Genomic DNA, 19756 nt, shown 5'->3' on the forward strand with positions numbered 1-19756 from the left:
GCCGCCGAGCCCTGCGTACTGATCCTGAGGCGCGCACATCTCGGTGCGCGTCTCGAAGGATGAAGCTGCGACTATGGCCGGATTGCCATCGTGGCGAAGCCCGGAGTGCGCAGCGGTTCGGCCAGCCGGGCGAATTCGCACAGCAGCGAGCGGGTCTTGCGCGGGTCGATGATCTCCTCGACCCAGAACCGCTCGGCGGAGCGGAACGGCGAGCGCAGCTTGTTGAGCCGGTCCTCGATCTCCTTCAGCTTGGCGTCGGGATCTTCCGCCTCGGCGATGTCCGCGCGATAGGCCGCCTCGATGCCGCCTTCCAGCGGCAGCGAACCCCAATAGGCCGACGGCCACGCATAGCGCATCGAGAACTTGTTGGCGGGCTGATGCACCACGCCGGCGACGCCGAAGCAATTGCGCACGATGATGGTGCACCACGGCACCGTGGACTGATTGACCGCCGCCATGGCGCGGACGCCGTGGCGGATAGTTGCGGCCTTCTCGGCGTCGAGCCCGATCATGAAGCCTGGGCAGTCCATCAGGTAGACCACGGGCAGATGGAATGTCTCGGCGAGGTCGACGAACCGCACCACCTTCTGGCACGCCTCGGCGGTCCAGGAGCCGCCATAGTGATAAGGATCGCTGGCCATCAGTGCCACTGCCCTGCCTTCGAGCCGGGCAAAGCCGGTGATCACCGAGCGGCCGAAATTGGCGCCCATCTCGAAGAACGAATCCTTGTCGACAACCGCCTCGACGATCGGGCGCATCTTGTAGACTTGGCGGCGATTGCGCGGCACCGCCTTGATCAGCTTCTCGTCCGCGCGTTCCGGATCGTCGTCGCATGGCAGCGTCGGCGGCAGTTCGTGCACCGAGGACGGCAGATACGACAGAAACCGCCGGGCGCAGGCGAATGCCTCTTCCTCGGTATCGACCGCGTGATCGACGCCGCCGGCGCGGGTCTGGATCTCGGCGCCGCCGAGTTCCTGCTTGCCGAGATTCTGTCCGAGCCGCGCCACCACCGGCGGGCCGGCCACGAACATCGCCGACGATTTCGTCATCACCGAATAATGGCTGGCGGCAAGGCGCGCCGCGCCGAGCCCGGCGACCGAGCCGAGACCCAGCCCGACCACCGGCACCTTGGCCATGTTGGCGGTCGTGAACCAGTACCAGCGGGTGCTGCCGATGCCGCCCGGCAGATTCGACGCGCCCTTGGTCTCGATCGTCTTGACCGAGCCGCCGCCGCCGGAGCCCTCGATCACCCGGATGATCGGCAGCCGAAAATCATGCGCCATCTCCTCGGCCATCAACGGCTTGGCGGAAATCGAGGCGTCGGCGGAACCGCCGCGCACGGTGAAATCGTCGCCGACCACGACCACGGTGCGGCCATCGACCTTGCCGCGACCGAATACGCAATTCGCCGGAGTTAGATTGGTGAGTTCGCCGCCTTCGTTGTATTCCGCGATGCCGGAGACCGCGCCGATTTCGTGAAAGCTGCCCGAATCAACCAGCCCGTCGATCCGTTCGCGGACGGTAAGCCGGCCCTGGTCATGCTGGCGCTTGACCTTGTCGACGCCGCCCATCTGCCGCGCGAAGGATTCGCGCCGGGCGAGATCGTCGAGTTCCGGCTTCCAAGTCATGCGTATCCTCCGTGTTGTTGAGTTTCTTATGGGTCGGCGTGGGGCGAACGTCGTGCGCGATCGCTCCGCCAGACAGGCCGGACTCTGCGTTCTGCACCAGCCCCCCGACGACGCCGGCGAGCTTCAGCAGCAGCGGCGCGACCTCGTCGTGCAGTCGCTGTTCGCCGTACATCGCCGACAGCAAACCGATGTTCACTACCACAAAGGTCTGATATTGCGGTGACCAGATCGGCGTGGCGATGCCGCTGATATGCGGGCTCCACAAGCCACAGGCGGCGACATAACCGCGCTCGCGCAGCATCGCGCGGTTACGTTCGATGCGCTCGCGCAGGATGGCGGCGTCGCTCGGATTCTCCCGCTCCAATTCGGCCAGCAGCCCGCTGGCGACGTCCTCGTCGAGCGCAGCGCTGTAAGCGTTGCCGGCGGACGTGCGCGCCATCGCGATCCGGCTGCCGGTGACGCCGTGCAATCCGAGCGCATGCGGCGCGCGGGCGTATTCCAGATAGACCAGATGGAAGCGGTCCGGAATCAGGAAACCGACGGTGCCCGGAACCTGCTCGGCAACTTCCTGCAACCGCGCCCGGATCAGGTTGCGCAATTGCAGCCCTTGCACGATCGAGGTGCTCATCGCCACCGCGCTGGGGCCGATTCGATATTTCTGATCGCACGGCAGATACACCAACTGCCCCATCCGGGTCAGCGTATGGGTGAGCCGCGACACCGTCGAGCGCGGCAGTCCGCAGCGGTTCGAGATTTCGAGGTTGCCGAGCCGCGCCTCGTGGCCCTCGAAGCAGCGCAGCACGTCGAACGCGCGCGACACCACCTGGATCACATCGCCTTCGCCGGCGAGATCGCTGGCGATCATTCCCTGCTTACTAAGCCGTTCCGAGCGTCGTCCCATGATTTGACCTACGTGTTTTCGAGAGGCCGTTGCGCCGTCGATCGGGTCGCCCACCGGCCCAATTCAGCACACCCGCCTAGTTTCGCAGTGCGGAATATAATTCCACTTGAAGACCACGCTACATCAGGCAATCTGCGCTCACAACACCAACTCGCCGGGAGCGTTCGCTCTCATTCGACCACTCAGCGCAAGATTTTTTTGGAATACCGCCGCTCCGGTACGAGCGAACGGAAGCGCACGCCGGAGACCACAATGCCCGAAATCAGAATCATCACCGAAGTAGCCGGCCGCGTCTGCGCGCTTCTCGTCGGAGTCGGCGACGGCATCGGTGAAGGCGATGACATCGCCTTTGTCGAAGCCATGAAGATGGAAATCCCGGTCGCGTCGCCGGCCGACGGAACCTTGAAATCGATTCACGTCAGCCTCGACGACGTCGTCGCCGAAGGCCAGTTGCTGGCGATCATCGAGACCTGAGTCGGCGAACGGCGCGCATTGGTCAGTCGGCGCGCGGTCATCCTGACAAGTCGCATTTGTATATGATCCGACCGCGCCGCGGCGCGCGGCCGGCTGCAAGCACGCCGCTCAGGCGCTCTTGAACACCACCGCGTCGACCACGACGCAGCCCTTGCCGGCCGAGTTCAGCATCACCGGGTTGAGATCGATGCTCATCACGCCGGCCTTGGGATCGCGCATCAATTCGCCGATCTTGACCACGGCGTCGCACAGCGCGTCGAGATCCATCGGTTCCTCGCCGCGGACGCCAGCGAACAGCGGCGCGATCCGCAGCCTCTCGAGCGACTCGCGGACGTCTCCCGCGGTGAACGGCGGCAGCAGCAGCGTGGTATCGCGAAAAATCTCGACATATTTGCCGCCGTCGCCGACGACCACGGTCGGCCCGAACACCGGATCGCGGTGCGCGCCGATCATCAATTCGCGGCGCCCGCCGGCCATCGCAGCGACGATCACGCCGTCGAACGCCGCGTTCTGTTTGCGAATGATGTCTTCCATCTGCGCATAGATCTCGCCGGCCTGCTCGCGCGTGGTGATGCCAAGCTTGACCAGGCCGAGTTCGGATTTGTGCGCGATGTCGGCCGAGCACCCCTTCACCACAGCCGGACCGCCGATGCTCTCGAACGCGGCGATCGCCTCGGCGCGCGACCGGCACAGCCGATGCGGCACCACCGCGATGCCACGCGCCGCCAGCAAGGCAAGACTATCGGCCTCGTTCAGCATCTTGGTCGCGGCCGGCAGCGCCAGCAGCGCGTCGGTCGTGCCGCGGGTCGCGCGCCGCTCCAGCGTGCGCGCCATCAACTCGCGATGCGCCAAAAACTGGTGCAGCGCCGTCACCGCCTCGACTTCGGTGGGAAACACCGAGGCGCCCTCGGCGGCGAATTGCCTGGCGACGCTGGGCTGCGTCGCCGCCACCACCAGCGGCTTGCCGGTCTGCTTGGCGAACGCCGCCGCATCGCGCGCAAAGGCTTCGACGTCATAGCCGGGGCCAGCAACCGGCACGCCGATCAGGAACGCGTCCGCCGCGGGATCCTCGGCGATCACCGGCAGGATGTCGCCGAACAGCCGGCTGTTCGACAACAGCGCCGCGGTGAGATCGATCGGATTGGTCGTGGTGGCGAAGCTCGGCAGAATGCCCTTCAGCTTCTTGTCGGTCTCCGGCGCCAGCTTTGCCATCGGCATACCGACGGTGGTGGCGGCATCCGCAGTCATCACGCAGACCGCACCGGAATTGCTGATCGCCACCAGCCGGCGGCCTTTCGGCTTCCAGCCCTTCAGATACAGCTCGGTGGCCTCGACCAGGCCGCGCATGTCCTGCGCGCGCCAGATGCCGTGATGCTCGAAGAACGCATCGACCACGCGGTCCTCGTTGGCGAGAGCGCCGGTGTGCGACTGCGCCGCCTGCTTGCCGGCCTCGGTGCGGCCCGACTTCAGCGCCACGATCGGCAGGTCGCGATCCTGCGCGATGGCGGCGAGTTCTTCCAGATATGTCTTGTCCGGGATGCTCTCGAGATACAGCAGCATCAGCTTGACTTCGGAATCCTCGGCGACCGCGCAGGCCAGCTCGCCGACCGTGATGTCGGCGTCGTTGCCGGTGGCGTGGCTGTGGCGGACGCCGATGCCGCGCTGGCGCAGGAAGCCGACCGGCACGGTCGACAGCGCGCCGGACTGGCTCAGCATCGCGACGTGGCCTGGTCCTTGGCCCTCGGCCTTGTCGAATTCCATGAACATGGTGGAGAACGACGCAATCGCGCCGGTGCCGAAATTGGCCAGGCCTTGCGAATTCGGTCCGACGATCCGCATTCCGGCCTTGTGCGCCACCTCGACCATGTGGCGTTCCTTGGCCTTGCCGAGGGTCGCATCGACCTCGCCGAAGCCCGACGCCATCACCACCGCGATCTTGACCCCGGCCGCGGCGCAATCCGCCACCGCGCCGATGGCGTTGTCGCCGGCGACTGCCACGATCACCATCTCCGGCGCTTCTGGCAGGTCCTGCAGGCTCGGATAGCACTTGTGGCCCTGCACTTCGGCGCGCGACGGATTGATCGGAAAGATCTTGCCCTTGAAGCCGAACTTGTCAAGGTAGTGCACCGGGCGGCCGCCGACCTTGTTGGGATTTTCCGAGGCGCCGATGATGGCGACGGATTTCGGATCGAGTGCGGCCTTCAGACGGCTCATGGTTTTGTCCTTTCGAAGTAGGGAACGAGGCGGCCGGTGAAGCGCACAAACCGCGCGGTCACCTTGTCACCGATAGTCAGATCGTTGGCGCCATGCGCCATCATGCGAAAACCTTCGGCGGCATCGACCAGAAGGATCGCAAACGGAACGTGTTCGCGTGCCTCCGGCGTCGCGGCGCGGAATACCAGCGTCGCGGCATAGACCGTGCCCTCGCCACCGGCGCGGTGCTCGGCCAGATCGGTCGCGCCGCAGGCGGCGCAAAAACTGCGGTGGAAATATTGCCTGGCGCCGCAGGCCGCGCATTGCTGATAGACGATCGCCTCGGCGCCGCCGGTCCAGTCGAGGGTGGTGTTGGCGTCGCTCATCGCACCCGCTCCAGGAACATGCTGACATGCGACGACAGCACACCGCCGTCGCCGTGCAGCAATGCCACCGAGGCATCGCGGACCTGACGATTGCCGGCGCGGCCGGTCATCTGCAACTGGGTCTCGACCAGATGCGCCATTGCGCCGCCGACGCCGCAATGGCCGTAGCTCAACAAGCCGCCATGGGTGTTCAACGGCATCGCGCCGGCGCGGCCGAAATGGCCGGCACGCGCACGCGCCGCCGCCTCGCCGCGTCCGGCAAGGCCGAGGTCTTCCAGCAGCATCAAGAGCGTAATGGTGAAGCTGTCATAGACCGCGGCGTAGCGGACGTCAGGGATTGCCAAACCGGACGCGGCCTTGGCGCGCGCCACCGCGATCTCGGCGCCGAGCCCGGACAGCGGCGGCATCGCGGTGATGTGCTGATGGGTGTGGGCCTGACCGCAGCCCCGAACTTTCACACGTGCCTCGCCGGTCGGCTCAAAGCTCACCACGAAGGCCGCGCCGCCGTCCGACACCGGGCAGCAATCGAGCAGCTTCAGCGGCAGCGCCACCGGCTTTGACGCCATCACGTCGGCGACGCTGATCGGTTCGCGGAACTGCGCGCCCGAATGGGTGGCCGCATGCGCGCGCATCAGCACCGCGAATTCGGCGAGGTCTTCCTGGCTGACGCCGTATTCATGCATGTAGCGCGACGCCACCAGGCCGTAATAGGCCGGGATGGTCGGTCCCAGCGGGACTTCGTAAATTGGATGGCCGACCTGCGCCAGCGCCTGGATCGAGGCATCGCGGCTCTGCCCGCTGAGGCGATTTTCGCCGCCGACCACCAACACGTGGCGCGCCACGCTGGCATCGACCAGTTGATGCGCCAGCATCACCATCGCCATTCCGGTGGCGCCGCCGACTTGCACTGCATGGCAGTAGCTCGGCTGAATCCCGAAATGCTCGGCGAATAATGTCGCCAGCATGATGTGCGGCATTGTGGTAGAATAGCCGCACAGCACGCCGTCGATATCTTGACGCTTGAGTCCGGCATCGGCGATCGCAAGTTCGGCGGCCGCGCTCATCAGGCTCAGCGTGGACGAGCCTTCGTGCTTGCCGAATGCGGTGAGACCGACGCCAGTGATGAAGCTCATGATGACGCCGCGCGCCGGGCCGGCGTTCGAGCGCGGCGGCCCGCGCCCCTCAACATCGACGGCCTGGCGAAGACGTTCACGCTCTGCAACACTCCCATGGTCGGCTTCGCTCCCGAGCGATCTGGCGCGGCGCTCTGGTCGGCACCGTCGGGGCCGGTGTAACGTGAGCGCGGCGGCTAGATCAAGGGCCCGCGGCGTATGGGGCCATGCGCGCCGGCAACCCGCCGGCCGTCGGTCCGCCCTACTTCACCATCTCGCGCAGCCGGGTCTTCAGCACCTTGCCGTAATTGTTCTTCGGCAACTGATCGAGAAAAACATAGCGCTTCGGGCGTTTGAACCGCGCGATCGCACTGAGACAATGCGCGTCGAGCACGGCGTCGCTGGCCGCAGCGCCTTCCTCGAGTACGACGCAAGCCACCACGGTCTCGCCCCACTCCGGATCAGCTACGCCGATCGCCGAGACCTCGCGCACGTCGGGATGGGTCAGCAGCGCCTCCTCGACCTCGCGCGGATAGATATTGGTGCCGCCGGAAATGATCACGTCCTTGGAGCGATCCGACAGCGTCAGGAATCCGTCCTCGTCGAGTCGTCCGACATCGCCGGTTCGCAGCCAGCCGTCCTTCAGCGTCTCGGCATTGGCGGTCGGATTGTTCCAATAGCCCAGCATCACCGTAGGCCCCTTGGCCTCGATCTCGCCGGTCTCGCCGGTTGGCAACGGCTTGCCGTCCGCGTCAGTGATGCGCACCGAGACCACGCTCTGCGCGGTACCGACCGAGGCGAGACGCTCCAGATAACGCGGGTGATCGCTCCGCCCGTGCCATTCCCGCCGCAGCGAGGTGATGGTCATCGGCGATTCACCCTGGCCGTAAATCTGCACGAAGCGCTGCCCCATGGTGGCGAGCGCATCCTTGATGTCGGCCAGATACATCGGCCCGCCGCCATAGACGATCGTGCGGATGCCCTCGCCGCGTTCGCCACGCTTCTTGGCGGCATCGACAAGCCGTCGCACCATGGTGGGTGCTGCGAACATCGCGACATTGCCGAGCTGTTTGCCGAGCGTCAGCACCTCGTCGGAATCGAAGCCGCCGCTCTCCGGCACCACATGGCGCGCGCCGAAGCGGACGTGAATGAAGTTATACAGCCCGGCGCCATGCGACAGCGGCGCGGCATAGAGCGCGGCGTCGTCGGATGACACCGCGTCGACGTCGGCGAGGTAGCACAATGACATCGCCACCAGGTTGCCGTGACTCAGCATCACGCCCTTCGGCCGCCCGGTGGTGCCTGAGGTGTAGAACAGCCAGGCCAGGTCATCGTCCTCGCGCGGCTCCGGCAACTGCGCGCCGGCACCGCCGCGCAGCCGGCGATATTCCTCGCTGTCGACCGACAGCGTACGCATCAACGGCGGCAGATCGAACGCCGCCTCCGCCAGGGCTTCGGCGGTGTCGTCGCAGATCAGGCCGAGCTTGGCATCGGCGTTGCTGCAGATCCACGCCGCCTCGCGGCCGTGCAATTTGGCGTTGATCGGAATCGCCACCGCGCCCGCCCACCAGATGCCGTACAGGCATTCCAGATATTGCGTGCAATTGGTCATGAACAGCGCGACGCGGTCGCCCGGCGCTACGCGATAGTCGCGGGCCAGCGCCGCCCCGATCGAGGCCGCGCGCCGCGCGAAGGTTGCATAATCGGCCTCGACATTCGTGCCGCTGAGCAGCGCCGGCGCCGCCGGTTGCAGCCGCGCGGACGCGGCCAGCCAGTCCGCCACGTTCATCGCCGCAATTCCCTGCTCGCGCCGCGCTTACTTCGCGGGCTCGAGCACGGAGACGTAGTTCGCCACCGCGGCGCCGCCCATGTTGAAGATGCCGGCGAGCTTGGCATCCTTGATCTGCATGCCTTCGGGCGCCTGACCGAGCAATTGCATCGCGGTCAGCACATGCATCGACACGCCGGTGGCGCCGATCGGATGACCCTTGGCCTTGAGGCCACCGGAGGGATTGATCGGCAGCTTGCCGCTCTTTTGAGTCCAGCCTTCCTTGATGGCGCGGGCGCCCTGCCCCTTCGGGGTCAGCCCCATCGCCTCGTATTCGATCAACTCGGCGATGGTGAAGCAGTCATGGGTCTCGACGAAGGACAGATCGTCCAGTGTCACCCCCGCCGCCTGCAGCGCGCGCTGCCAGGCCACGGTGCAGCCTTCGAACTGCAGGATGTCACGCTTCGACATCGGCAGGAAATCCTGCGCATGGGCGCGGGCGCGAATGTTGACCGCCTTGCCCATCGCCTTCGCGGTCTCAGAATCCGTCAGCACCAGAGCGGCGGCGCCGTCGGACACCAGCGAGCAATCGGTTCGCTTCAAGGGGCCGGCGACAAAGGGATTCTTGTCGCTCTCGGAGCGACAGAACTCGAAGCCGACATCCTTGCGCATCTGGGCGTAGGGGTTGGATACGCCGTTGTGGTGGTTCTTGGCGGCGATCATCGCCAGCGCATCGGACTGGTCGCCATATTTCTGAAAATATTTCTGCGCAATGCCGCCGAACACGCCGGCGAAGCCCGCCGGCGTCTCGCCGTCCTCGACCAGATACGACGCGCGCAGCAGATTTTTGCCGATCTCCGGCCCCGGGGTCCGGGTCATCTGCTCGACGCCGACCACCAGCACGATCTTCGCAGCGCCTGCTTCGATGGCGCGGATGCCCTGATGCACCGCGGCCGAGCCGGTGGCGCAGGCATTCTCGACCCGGGTCGCCGGCTTGAAGCGCAGCGCCGGATCGGCCTGCAGCACCAGCGCCGCGGTGAAATCCTGCGGCGAGAACCCGGCGTTGAAATGCCCGAGCATGATTTCGTCGACATCGCCGGCGGCGATACCGGCGTCGGCGATCGCCTCATTGGCGACCTTGACGATCAGGCTCTCGACGGTCTCGGCATCGAACTTGCCGAACGGCGTGTGCGCCCATCCAACGATGCTGGCGGTCATGGCGATTCTCCCTGAAAGCGTGTGCGACCAAATCTGATGTCGCTATATAGGACGACCCCCAGCCGAAATGCACCCCCGGTTGGGGACGGATTCCGTGCATTTTTCGGCGGGTCAGCGTTGCGACCGCGGCGGTCTGGCGCGCTCAGGCGACGAATTTGCCGTCGAGTTCATCCTCGATATGGATCCGGATGATGTCGTCGAAGGTCTTCTCCGCGGTGGTGAAGCCGAGCTGCAGCGCTCGGTCGGTGACAAAATCGCGCGGCCAGCCCGACACGATCCCCATGATCACCGGGTCCGGCTCGCGCCGGATTCGCGCGGTGACGGATTTGCCGGCGACGCGCTCCAGCGCGGCGATCTGCTCGCCGACCGTGACCGACAGCCCGGGCATGCTCAGATTTCGGCGCGCGCCCATCGCCGCGGTGTCCATCGTCGCGGCATGCAGCAGGAAGCCGACCGCCGAGCGCGGCGAAGCGTGCCAGTGCCGCACGTCGTCGCCGACCGGCAGCACCGCCTCAACGCCCGCGAGCGGCTCGCGCATGATGTTGGAGAAAAATCCCGACGCCGCCTTGTTGGGCTTCCCCGGGCGGACGCAGATCGTCGGCAGGCGAATGCCGACGCCGTCCATAAATCCCTTGCGGGTGTAGTCGGCGATCAGCAATTCGCAGATCGACTTCTGGGTGCCGTAGCTGGTCAGCGGGGTGTGAAAGAATTCGTCGCCGATTTTTTCCGGGAACGGCGCGCCGAACACCGCGATCGACGAGGTGAACACCAGCCGCGGCTTGTAGCCGCCACCGACCGCGCGGATCGCGTCGATCAGATGCCGGGTGCCGTCGAGATTGATACGGTAGCCTTTGTCGAACTCGGCCTCGGCCTCGCCGGAGACGATCGCCGCGAGATGGAAGATCACGTCCGGCCGATGCGTGAGCAGCGGCGCGGCGCTGGCCGGATCGGCGAAGTCACTGGTGACGAGGCTGATGGCGATCGAGGCATCCAACGGCTTCGCCGGCGTCACCACATCCTGCAGCGTCATCCGGGTGATTTCGCGGTTGCCGAGCTGGCCGTCGCGTAGCAGCCGCTCCACCAGTTTGCGCCCCACCATGCCGGCGGCGCCGAGAACGAGAATGTGCAACGTGTCGCTCCGTCATTCAGTTGAATTGATGCCCCTCATGGTGAGGAGGCGCGAGGCGCCGTCTCGAACCATGAGGGAGTTTGTCGCCCATCCTTCGAGACGCGCGCAAGAGCCCGCTCCTCAGGATGAGGCAAGCAGCGCGGCGGCCCTATTCCTTCACCGCGCCGGTCATCGCCGAGACGTAGTGTTCGACGAAGAACGCATAGAGGATCACCAGCGGCAGCGAGCCGACCAGCGCGCCGGCCATCAGCGAGCCCCATTTGTAGATGTCGCCGTCGACGAATTCGTTGACGATCGCCACCGGCACGGTCTTGTTCTGGGTCGATTGCAGGAAGGTCAGCGCGTAGATGAACTCGTTCCAGCAAAGCGTGAACGAGAAGATGAAGGCCGAGATCAGCCCCGGCACCGCCAGCGGCACCACGATCTTGGTCAGGATCTGCCAGCGCGAGGCACCGTCGATCAGCGCGCATTCCTCCAGCTCGAACGGAATGGTCTTGAAGTAGCCCATCAGCAGCCAGGTCGAGAACGGGATCAGCAGCGTCGGGTAGACCAGGATCAGCGCCAGCGGTGAGTCGAACAGCCCGTAGGCCTGAATCACCGAGGCCAGCGGAATGAACAGGATCGACGGCGGCACCAGATAGGCCATGAAGATCACGGCGCCCACGACCTCGTTGCCGCGAAAACGCAGCCGCACGATCGCATAGGCGGCCAGCACCGAGGCGATGATCGACAGCGTGGTGGCGGCGGCGGCGACATACATCGTGTTCCACAGCCAGCGCGGATAGTTGGTCTCGAACAGCAGTCGGGAAATGTGCTTCAGCGTCGGCTTCACAACCCAGAACGGGTTGTAGTTGACCATGTCAATCAGCTGCTCGTCCGGCTTGATCGCGGTCAGCGCCATCCAGTAGAACGGAAACAGTAGCACCACGATGATGACGAACAGCGGCAGATACAGCGTCACCAGCCGGCTTGGCAGCGACTCCAGATAGCTCATGCCGTCGCTGTCGTCGTCCTTCGCCGCGGTCGCCGCGACGATCTTGGTCGCGAGTGTGTCAGTCATTGTCTGAGCCTTGCTGCCACTTGCGGCGCTGCATGCCGAACCAGGAAATCGCGATCGCCGCGCACAGGAACGGGATCATGGCGGTGGCGATCGCCGCGCCTTCGCCGAGCCGCCCGGAGAGGATGCCGCGCTGATAGCTCAGCGTCGCCATCAGATGCGTGGAATTGACCGGGCCGCCGCGGGTCAGCGCCCAGATCAGCTGGAAATCGGTGAAGGTGAACAGCACGGAGAACGTCATCACCACGGCGATGATCGGCGTCAGCAGCGGATAGGTGATGTAGCGGAAGCGCTGCCACGAAGTCGCGCCGTCCAGCGTCGCCGCCTCGTACAGCGACGGCGACACCGTCTGTAGCCCGGCCAGCAGCGTGATCGCAACGAACGGCACGCCGCGCCAGATATTGGCGAAGATCACGCTGCCGCGCGCCATATTGGGATCACCGAGGAAATTGATGTTCTCGTGGATCAGCCCCATCTTGGTCAGCGACCAAGAGATGATCGAGAACTGCGCGTCGTAGATCCACCAGAACGCAATGGCGGAGAGCACGGTCGGGACGATGAACGGCACCAGCACCGCGGCGCGGATCATCGCCTTGAATGGCATGTGGCGGTTGAGCAGCAGCGCCAGATAGAGGCCGACCACGAATTTGATCGCGCTCGCCACCACGGTGTAGAGCAACGTGTTGAACACCGACAGCCAGAAGACCGAATCGCCCCAGAGCCATTCGTAGTTCTCCAACCCAACAAAAACGCCGCCGCGGCCGATTCGCTCGTCGGTGAAGCTCATCCAAACCCCGAGAAACAGAGGGTAAGCCAGGAACAGGATCAGGAACGCCGCGGCGGGCAGCATGAACCAGGCCGCCAGCCAGCTGTGGTTGGTGCGCAGCCGCTCCCACGCCGTCGCGACCTGCATCGGCCTGCGCCCCGGCAACGATGACGGGATCGTGCTCATCGTGTGGGTGCTCCGTTAGTCGGCTGCAGCTTGTTCAACATCACGCGCGCGTTCCAGTCATCGATCAGTTTCGACTTGCCGCGTCATGGCCGGGCTTGTCCCGACCATCCACGAATAGCGGCACTGAGTCTGTCGCTGTGGATGCCCGGGACGAGCCCGGGCATGACGTGTCGGGTTCAGTGCCCTCCCCATTACAAGGAGGACTTGTCGCCGGCGCGGATCGCCGCGCCGGCGTCTTGTTCGATCAACTGCGATAGATCCGCTTCAGCTGACGTTCCGCCCCGGCGATCGATCCCTTCAGGTCCTCGCGGCCGGTGCAGTAGTTCGCGAACATGTCGACCAGGATGAAGTCGGCGATCGCCGCCGCGGCGTTCTCGCCGAGCTTGCCGAGACCGGCCGGGGTCCGCGCCCGCTTGGCGACGTCGCGATACGGCGTGGTCTTCGGGTCCGCGGTCCAGATCGGGTTCTTGTCGTAGGCGTTGAGGAAGTGCGAAAGATAGCCTTGCGCGGCCTCGATCCAGGGATCGAACTGCGGCGCTTCCAGCATGAAGGCCGTGAACGCCTTGCAGGCCTGCGGATATTTGGTGAAGTTGAAGATCAGCATCGGGTAGGCCAGATGCATTTCGGTAGGCTTGCCATAGGGGCCGATCGGCAGATAGGCGTGGTTCATGTCCTCGGCGATCGCCGGGTTTTCCTTCTTCGCCGCGACGTAGATCGAAATCCCGTTGATGGTGCAGTAGAGCTGGCCGGCCAGGAACGCCTTGTTGTTCGAGGAATCGTTCCACGACACCGTGCCGGGGATGAAGGTGGCGTAGAGCTGCTTGATGTATTCCAGCGAGGCCGCGGTCTCCGGCGAATTGATCACCACCTTGTCTTTCTCATCGACCATATTGCCGCCGAACGTCCACAACGCCCAGTACATCCAGGTATTCGCGTCGCCTGACGCGTGACCGAGCGCCATGCCGCCGGGGGTGCCATTCTTCTGCAGGCCCTTGAACATTTCCAGCATCCCCGCGGTGTCCTTGGGGAATTCCTTGAACCCGGCCTTCTCGCAAGCGGCGATCCGGTAGTTGAACAGCGCGCCGGAGGTTGCGATCGGAACGCCGACCCATTTGTTGCCGACCTTACAGTAATCCTCGGCCGACTTGGTCCAACCGCCATACTTGCCGCCGAGATAATTCGCAACATCGGCCATGTCGGTGACCTTGTTGCCGAGCAGATGCGGCAGCGAGTACAGCCCCCACACCATGTCGAGACCCTGCCCGGTATTGGCGGCGACCGACGCTTTGGGCTGGATGTCGTCATAGGATTCGTTGGAGACCGTGATGGTGCAACCGGTCGCCTTCTGGAATGCGTCGACGATCTTCATGAAGGCGACGTCTTCGGCCTCGACGAAGCGCTTCCAGCGCATCAGATTGATTTTGGCGCCCTTCTCCGGCTTCCACGGCGCGTCGGCCGCCCAAGCCTTGGCATAGCCGAGCAGTTGCTCGGCGGACATCGTCGCGGCTGCGGCCAGCGTCAGCGCGCTGCCCTTGAGCAGAGTGCGCCGATCGGGTGTGAAATCACTCATGTTCGGTCTTCTCCCTTTTGTATTGGCTCGTTGATCGACCAATCGATTATGTCGCGAGGGTCACAGGCGCTTGCCGGTGTCCCTGTCGAACAGATGTGCCGCGCTCGGCCGCGGCTGCAGATGAATGATGTCGCCCGGCTTGACGCTGCGGCGATCGCGGAAGATCGCGATGATTTCCTGGGTGCCGACCCGCGCCACCAGCTGGGTTTCCGAGCCGGTCGGTTCGATCACCACCACCTCGGCCTCGATGCCGGTGTCGGCGAATTCGAGATGCTCCGGACGAATGCCGTAGGTGACCGGCCGGCCGTCGGACCCGGCCGGCACCGCGGTGATCGGCAACTTGCTGCCATTGGCGGTTTCGACCCACGGTTGGCCGCCATTGACCTTGATGTTGCCCTCAAGAAAATTCATCGCCGGCGAGCCGATGAAACCGGCGACGAACTTGTTGTCCGGACGATCGTAGAGGTCGAGCGGCGCGCCCATCTGCTCGACAATGCCGTCCTGCATCACCACGATCTTGTCGGCCATGGTCATGGCCTCGATCTGGTCGTGGGTGACATAGACCGTGGTGGTCTTCAGCCGCTGATGCAGTTCCTTGATTTCGGTGCGCATCGCCACCCGCAGCTTGGCGTCGAGATTGGACAGCGGCTCGTCGAACAGGAACACCTGCGGATCGCGGACGATGGCGCGACCCATCGCGACGCGCTGGCGCTGGCCACCGGACAATTGCCGCGGAAAGCGGTCGAGCAGCTTGCGCAGGTCGAGAATGTCGGCGGCGCGGTTGACCTTCGCGGTGATCTCGGCGGCATCGGCGCCGCGCAGCTTCAGCGAGAAGCCCATGTTCTGCGCCACCGTCATATGCGGATACAGCGCGTAGTTCTGGAACACCATGGCGATGTCGCGCTCTTTCGGCTGCACGTCGTTGACGACGCGGTCGCCGATCGAGATTGTGCCCGAGGTGATCTTCTCCAGCCCCGCCAGCATCCGCAGCAAGGTCGATTTGCCGCAGCCCGAGGGACCAACCAGCACGACAAAGGCGCCGTCCTCGATCGGGACCGAGACGCCGTGCAGCACTTCAAATCCGCCAAATGACTTGCGCACGTCGTGAATCTGCACCGACGCCATGAATTCGCTCCCTGTTATTCTTCTTCGGCGTCGTCCGGCGCAAACCGTCGCAGCTCTATGCTCGACTTCTCTGTGTGGAAGTCGGTTGTGACGGCATTCTCCGCACTTCGGCTGATTTAGCAATCCGTTGGTAGCGCTGTCAATATTTGTTTAATTGCCGGACCGGTTCTGGTATGAGCGCAAGATGGCGCGCAAACCAACCAAGTCTGGCAGAATCCGGCTGACCGAAGTCGCCAAGCTCGCGGGCGTCAGCCCGATCACCGCATCCCGATTCTTCCGAAATCCCGAAGCGCTGTCCGCCAGCAAGCGGCAACGGGTGGAAAGCGCGGTCAAGGAGCTCGATTACGTCCCGAATCTCGCGGCGCGCGCGCTGGCTTCGCACCGCACCGAAGTGATCGGCGTGTTGATCCCGTCACTGACCAACAACGTGTTCTCCGACGTGCTGCGCGGCATCTACGACGGCTCCGAGGGCAGCCGCTATAGCATCCAGTTCGCCAACACCCGCTACAGCATCCTGCAGGAGGAAAAGCTGTTGCGACTGTTTCAGGCGCAGAAGCCAGCCGGATTGATCGTGACCGGAATCAATCAGACGCCGGAATCCCGCCGGATCATGGAGTCGATGAAGTGTCCGACCGTGCAGATCATGGAAATCGGCCCCGACCCGGTCGACATGATGGTCGGATTTTCGCATTATGAAGCTGCATTTGCAGCCATTTCCCACCTGATCGCACAGGGCTTCCAGCGCATCGGCATTCTCGGCGCGCGGATGGACCCGCGGGTGCAGCGGCGGCTCGACGGCTATCGCGACGCCATGAAGGCGGCCTCGCTGTTCGACCCGCGCCTGATCGTGACGACGCCGACGCCGACCTCGATGACGCTGGGCGGCGCGCTGTTCGCCGACCTATTGTCGCAGGTGCCGGACCTCGACGCGGTGTTTTGCGTCAACGACGACCTCGCTCTGGGCGTGTTGTTCGAATGCCAGCGTCGGCAGATCACGGTGCCCGACGCCATGGCGATCGTCGGTTTCAACGACATGGAGTTCATGGCCTCGGCGGTTCCGCCCCTGAGCAGCGTGCGGACCAATCGTTACGAAATGGGCCGCAACGCCATCACCATGGTGACGACCGCGCTCGAGGGGCATCGCCCGGCGGAACCGGTGGTCGATCTCGGTTTTGAATTGATGATCCGGCAAAGCTCGACGGCACGCAGCGCGTGACCCCCGCTGCCCCGCGGTCGCTCACAACGCCGTTGCCGCAGAAAATGGTAGCGCTATCTTTCGGATGGAACTAGAATCGATGCTATCTGGTGCTAACTTGATCAGGTAACCGGGTCGGCGACGGCAGCAATTCTGTGCCTGCTGGCGACTGCCATCGCGGTGAAGCACCTAACGAGTGTGCAGTGCGGGAGGAAACAATGAAAAACAACACCACGAATGGTGCCGGCAACAACGGCAAACAGCGCAAGCTCCGTTCCAGCGAGTGGTTCAACGATCCGCATAACCCGGCGATGACCGCGCTGTATCTGGAGCGCTATCTGAATTACGGGCTGACCCGGCACGAGCTGCAATCCGGCAAGCCGATCATCGGCATCGCCCAGACCGGCAACGACCTGTCGCCGTGCAACCGGCATCATCTGGAACTGGCGCATCGCGTCCGCGAGGGCATCCGCGAGGCCGGCGGCATCGCGATGGAATTTCCGGTGCACCCGATCCAGGAAACCGGCAAGCGGCCGACCGCGGCGCTCGACCGCAACCTCGCTTATCTCGGCCTGGTCGAACTCTTGTTCAGCTATCCGCTCGACGGCGTGGTGCTGACCACCGGCTGCGACAAGACCACGCCGGCCTGCCTGATGGCGGCGGCGACCGTCAACATCCCGGCGATCGTGCTGTCCGGGGGGCCGATGCTGAACGGCTGGCACAATGGCGAGCGTTCCGGCTCCGGCACCGTGGTGTGGAAATCGCGCGAGCGGCTCGCCGCCGGCGAGATCGACTATGAGGAGTTCATGACCATCGTGGCTTCCTCGGCGCCGTCGGTCGGCCATTGCAACACCATGGGCACCGCCTCGACGATGAATTCGCTGGCCGAGGCGCTCGGCATGTCGCTCCCCGGCTGCGCCGCGATCCCGGCGCCCTATCGCGAGCGCGGCCAGATCGCTTACGAGACCGGCCTGCGCGCGGTCGAGATGGTGTGGGAGGATCTGAAGCCGTCCGACATTCTGACCCGCGAGGCGTTCGAAAACGCCATCGTGGTCAATTCGGCGATCGGCGGGTCGACCAACGCGCCGATCCATCTCAACGCGCTGGCGCGCCATATCGGCGTGGAACTCACGATCGACGACTGGCAGAGCGTCGGCCACAGAATTCCGCTCCTGGTCAACATGCAGCCCGCCGGCTTCTATCTCGGCGAGGAGTATCACCGCGCCGGCGGCGTGCCCGCGGTGGTGCGCGAATTGATGTCGCACGGCAAGATCCACGAAGGCGCAATGACGGTGAACGGCCGCACCATGGGCCAGAACTGCGCCGATGCGCAAAGGCCCGACAACGACGTGATCCGGAGCTACGACAAGCCGCTGGTACCGGACGCCGGCTTCCTGGTGCTGCGCGGGAATCTGTTCGATTCGGCGATCATGAAGACCAGCGTAATTTCCAAGGAATTCCACGATCGCTATCTGGCGACGGCGGGCGATCTCAACGCCTTCGAGGGCCGCGCCATCGTGTTCGAGGGGCCGGAGGATTATCACGACCGGATCGACGATGAAGCGCTGAACATCGACGAGCACTGCATCCTGTTCGTGCGCGGCACCGGGCCGATCGGCTATCCGGGCGGCGCCGAGGTGGTGAACATGCAGCCGCCGGCGGCGCTGATCAAACGCGGCATCCTGTCTTTGCCCTGCATCGGCGACGGACGGCAATCCGGCACCTCGGGCTCGCCGTCGATCCTGAACGCAACGCCGGAAGCCGCCGCCGACGGCGGGCTAGCGATCCTGAAGACCGGCGACAAGGTCCGCATCGATCTCAACAAGGGCAGCGCCAATATCCTGATTTCGGATGACGAGCTGACGCGGCGTCGAGCCGAACTGAAAGCCGCCGGCGGCTTCAAATATCCGGCGAACCAGACGCCGTGGCAGGAGCTGTATCGCTCCACCGTCGGCCAGCAGGCCACCGGCGCCTGCCTGGAACTGGCGACCCGCTACCACGACATCGCCGGCACCGTGGGCACGGCACGGCACAATCACTAAGCGGTCGCGACCGTGAGGTCCGCTACCGCACGCCCATCACCAACGTCATGCGCGGGCTAGACCCGCGCATCCATCATTCTTCGAATCAGATGGATTGCCGGGTCAAGCTCGGCAATGACATTCAGAAACCATGGGGAGGACTGAATGACTGACCGGCTGAAAGGCAAGCGCGCCTTCGTCACCGCGGCGGCGGCGGGGATCGGCCGCGCCACCGCGATCGCGTTCGCCCGCGAGGGCGCGCATGTGATCGCGACCGACATCAACAACAAGGACCTTGCGGCGCTGAAAGCGGACGGCGTCGCCGAAGTGGCGAAGCTGGACGCCCGCGACACCGCCGCGGTCGACGCGATGGCTAAGCAGGTCGGCACCGTCGACATTCTGTTCAACGCCGCCGGCTTCGTGCATCACGGCACCGTGCTGGACTGCTCCGACGCCGACTGGGATTTCTCCTTCGACCTCAACGTCAAGTCGATGCACCGCACCATCCGCGCCTTCTTGCCCGGCATGCTGGCGGCCGGCCACGGCTCGATCGTCAACATCGCCTCCGCCGCAGGCGTGTTCAAGGCGGCGCCGAACCGCTACGTCTACGGCGCCACGAAGGCCGCGGTCGCAGCATTGACCCGCGCGGTCGCCGCCGATTTCATAACCCGCGGCATCCGCTGCAACTGCATCTGCCCCGGCACCATCGAAACGCCGTCGATGCTGGATCGCGCCGCCGCCGCGGGACCGCAGGGTCGCGAGATGTTCGTGTCTCGCCAGCCGATGGGACGGCTCGGCACCGCGGACGAGATCGCCGCGCTCGCCGTCTATCTCGCCAGCGACGAAAGCTCGTTCACCACCGGCGTCGCTCACATCATCGACGGCGGCTGGACGCTGTGACTCTTCGCATCTACCCACATACAACCACCTTCCCTCATCCTGAGGAGCGCGCTCTAGCGCGCGTCTCGAAGGATGAGACCGATCGTCCTCATGGTTCGAGACGCCCGCCAACGGGCGGGCTCCTCAC

The 19756-nt window shown here is 64.8% G+C and carries 16 protein-coding genes; 4 read left to right on the forward strand and 12 right to left on the reverse strand.

Translation table 11 applies throughout. From position 1 onward, the window contains the following. Positions 1-71 precede the first annotated feature (71 nt). Together HXX15_RS15255 and HXX15_RS15260 are read right to left on the reverse strand one after the other, a co-directional pair. Positions 72-1628, reverse strand: coding sequence for a carboxyl transferase domain-containing protein (locus tag HXX15_RS15255; protein WP_296517024.1), 1557 nt, complete (start codon positions 1626-1628; stop codon positions 72-74). Beyond that, positions 1537-2529: a helix-turn-helix domain-containing protein gene (locus HXX15_RS15260; RefSeq protein ID WP_296517026.1), complete on the reverse strand. Its 993-nt coding sequence runs from the start codon at positions 2527-2529 to the stop codon at positions 1537-1539. The genes HXX15_RS15255 and HXX15_RS15260 overlap by 92 nt, the downstream gene beginning before the upstream one ends. Positions 2530-2781: 252 nt before the next feature. Here HXX15_RS15260 and HXX15_RS15265 point away from each other — a divergent pair, with 252 nt between their 5' ends. Beyond that, on the forward strand, positions 2782-3003 hold the full coding sequence (locus tag HXX15_RS15265; RefSeq protein ID WP_296517027.1) for an acetyl-CoA carboxylase biotin carboxyl carrier protein subunit: 222 nt from the start codon (positions 2782-2784) through the stop codon (positions 3001-3003). A 108-nt stretch (positions 3004-3111) separates the two neighbouring features. Here the strand turns inward: HXX15_RS15265 and HXX15_RS15270 are convergent, their stop codons facing one another. The 10 genes from HXX15_RS15270 to ugpC all read right to left on the reverse strand — a co-directional run bounded on the left by HXX15_RS15270 (position 3112) and on the right by ugpC (position 15513). Next, a complete protein-coding gene (locus HXX15_RS15270; protein ID WP_296517029.1) occupies positions 3112-5217 on the reverse strand; it encodes an acetate--CoA ligase family protein in 2106 nt (701 codons plus the stop codon). After that, positions 5214-5582, reverse strand: a complete 369-nt coding sequence (locus HXX15_RS15275; RefSeq protein ID WP_296517031.1) for an OB-fold domain-containing protein — start codon at positions 5580-5582, stop codon at positions 5214-5216. The genes HXX15_RS15270 and HXX15_RS15275 overlap by 4 nt, the downstream gene beginning before the upstream one ends. After that, positions 5579-6715 carry a thiolase family protein gene (locus tag HXX15_RS15280; RefSeq protein WP_296517032.1) on the reverse strand — a complete coding sequence of 379 codons (1137 nt, stop codon included), beginning with the start codon at positions 6713-6715 and terminating at the stop codon, positions 5579-5581. Before HXX15_RS15280 ends, HXX15_RS15275 begins: the two co-directional genes overlap by 4 nt. Positions 6716-6956: 241 nt before the next feature. Continuing rightward, complete coding sequence (locus HXX15_RS15285) at positions 6957-8483, reverse strand: AMP-binding protein (RefSeq protein WP_296517033.1); 1527 nt, start codon at positions 8481-8483, stop codon at positions 6957-6959. A gap of 27 nt (positions 8484-8510) precedes the next feature. Further along, complete coding sequence (locus tag HXX15_RS15290; protein WP_296517035.1) at positions 8511-9680, reverse strand: acetyl-CoA acetyltransferase; 1170 nt, start codon at positions 9678-9680, stop codon at positions 8511-8513. Between the two features lie 142 nt (positions 9681-9822). After that, positions 9823-10809 (reverse strand): D-erythronate dehydrogenase, encoded by a 987-nt coding sequence (gene denD, locus HXX15_RS15295; RefSeq protein WP_296517037.1) that lies wholly within the window; start codon positions 10807-10809, stop codon positions 9823-9825. 148 nt (positions 10810-10957) lie between these two features. Then, entirely contained in the window at positions 10958-11869 is a 912-nt protein-coding gene (locus HXX15_RS15300; protein WP_296517038.1) for a carbohydrate ABC transporter permease, read from the reverse strand. Beyond that, entirely contained in the window at positions 11862-12818 is a 957-nt protein-coding gene (locus HXX15_RS15305; RefSeq protein WP_296517041.1) for a sugar ABC transporter permease, read from the reverse strand. Before HXX15_RS15305 ends, HXX15_RS15300 begins: the two co-directional genes overlap by 8 nt. Before the next feature lie 244 nt (positions 12819-13062). After that, complete coding sequence (locus HXX15_RS15310) at positions 13063-14388, reverse strand: ABC transporter substrate-binding protein (RefSeq protein ID WP_296517042.1); 1326 nt, start codon at positions 14386-14388, stop codon at positions 13063-13065. Between the two features lie 60 nt (positions 14389-14448). Next, on the reverse strand, positions 14449-15513 hold the full coding sequence (gene ugpC, locus HXX15_RS15315) for a sn-glycerol-3-phosphate ABC transporter ATP-binding protein UgpC (RefSeq protein WP_296517043.1): 1065 nt from the start codon (positions 15511-15513) through the stop codon (positions 14449-14451). A gap of 184 nt (positions 15514-15697) precedes the next feature. On the opposite strand from ugpC, the gene HXX15_RS15320 reads away from it, so the two are divergent. The 3 genes from HXX15_RS15320 (at position 15698) to HXX15_RS15330 (ending at position 19629) form a co-directional block, all read left to right on the forward strand. Beyond that, positions 15698-16729, forward strand: a complete 1032-nt coding sequence (locus HXX15_RS15320; protein WP_296517044.1) for a LacI family DNA-binding transcriptional regulator — start codon at positions 15698-15700, stop codon at positions 16727-16729. 197 nt (positions 16730-16926) lie between these two features. Continuing rightward, positions 16927-18750, forward strand: coding sequence for an IlvD/Edd family dehydratase (locus HXX15_RS15325; protein ID WP_296517045.1), 1824 nt, complete (start codon positions 16927-16929; stop codon positions 18748-18750). Positions 18751-18894: 144 nt separating this feature from the next. Beyond that, positions 18895-19629 (forward strand): SDR family oxidoreductase, encoded by a 735-nt coding sequence (locus HXX15_RS15330; RefSeq protein WP_296517046.1) that lies wholly within the window; start codon positions 18895-18897, stop codon positions 19627-19629. The last annotated feature ends 127 nt before the right edge of the window (positions 19630-19756 follow it).

Origin of the sequence: Rhodopseudomonas sp. (assembly GCF_013377015.1) — a bacterium.
Taxonomy (GTDB): domain Bacteria; phylum Pseudomonadota; class Alphaproteobacteria; order Rhizobiales; family Xanthobacteraceae; genus JARJEH01.

What these genes read in the sequence shown, in the direction of transcription:
- HXX15_RS15255 (WP_296517024.1), bottom strand. Translation starts at nt 1,628, where the DNA reads ATGACTTGGAAGCCGGAACTCGACGATCTCGCCCGGCGCGAATCCTTC.
- HXX15_RS15260 (WP_296517026.1), bottom strand. Translation starts at nt 2,529, where the DNA reads ATGGGACGACGCTCGGAACGGCTTAGTAAGCAGGGAATGATCGCCAGC.
- HXX15_RS15265 (WP_296517027.1), top strand. Translation starts at nt 2,782, where the DNA reads ATGCCCGAAATCAGAATCATCACCGAAGTAGCCGGCCGCGTCTGCGCG.
- HXX15_RS15270 (WP_296517029.1), bottom strand. Translation starts at nt 5,217, where the DNA reads ATGAGCCGTCTGAAGGCCGCACTCGATCCGAAATCCGTCGCCATCATC.
- HXX15_RS15275 (WP_296517031.1), bottom strand. Translation starts at nt 5,582, where the DNA reads ATGAGCGACGCCAACACCACCCTCGACTGGACCGGCGGCGCCGAGGCG.
- HXX15_RS15280 (WP_296517032.1), bottom strand. Translation starts at nt 6,715, where the DNA reads ATGAGCTTCATCACTGGCGTCGGTCTCACCGCATTCGGCAAGCACGAA.
- HXX15_RS15285 (WP_296517033.1), bottom strand. Translation starts at nt 8,483, where the DNA reads ATGAACGTGGCGGACTGGCTGGCCGCGTCCGCGCGGCTGCAACCGGCG.
- HXX15_RS15290 (WP_296517035.1), bottom strand. Translation starts at nt 9,680, where the DNA reads ATGACCGCCAGCATCGTTGGATGGGCGCACACGCCGTTCGGCAAGTTC.
- HXX15_RS15300 (WP_296517038.1), bottom strand. Translation starts at nt 11,869, where the DNA reads ATGACTGACACACTCGCGACCAAGATCGTCGCGGCGACCGCGGCGAAG.
- HXX15_RS15305 (WP_296517041.1), bottom strand. Translation starts at nt 12,818, where the DNA reads ATGAGCACGATCCCGTCATCGTTGCCGGGGCGCAGGCCGATGCAGGTC.
- HXX15_RS15310 (WP_296517042.1), bottom strand. Translation starts at nt 14,388, where the DNA reads ATGAGTGATTTCACACCCGATCGGCGCACTCTGCTCAAGGGCAGCGCG.
- ugpC (WP_296517043.1), bottom strand. Translation starts at nt 15,513, where the DNA reads ATGGCGTCGGTGCAGATTCACGACGTGCGCAAGTCATTTGGCGGATTT.
- HXX15_RS15320 (WP_296517044.1), top strand. Translation starts at nt 15,698, where the DNA reads ATGGCGCGCAAACCAACCAAGTCTGGCAGAATCCGGCTGACCGAAGTC.
- HXX15_RS15325 (WP_296517045.1), top strand. Translation starts at nt 16,927, where the DNA reads ATGAAAAACAACACCACGAATGGTGCCGGCAACAACGGCAAACAGCGC.
- HXX15_RS15330 (WP_296517046.1), top strand. Translation starts at nt 18,895, where the DNA reads ATGACTGACCGGCTGAAAGGCAAGCGCGCCTTCGTCACCGCGGCGGCG.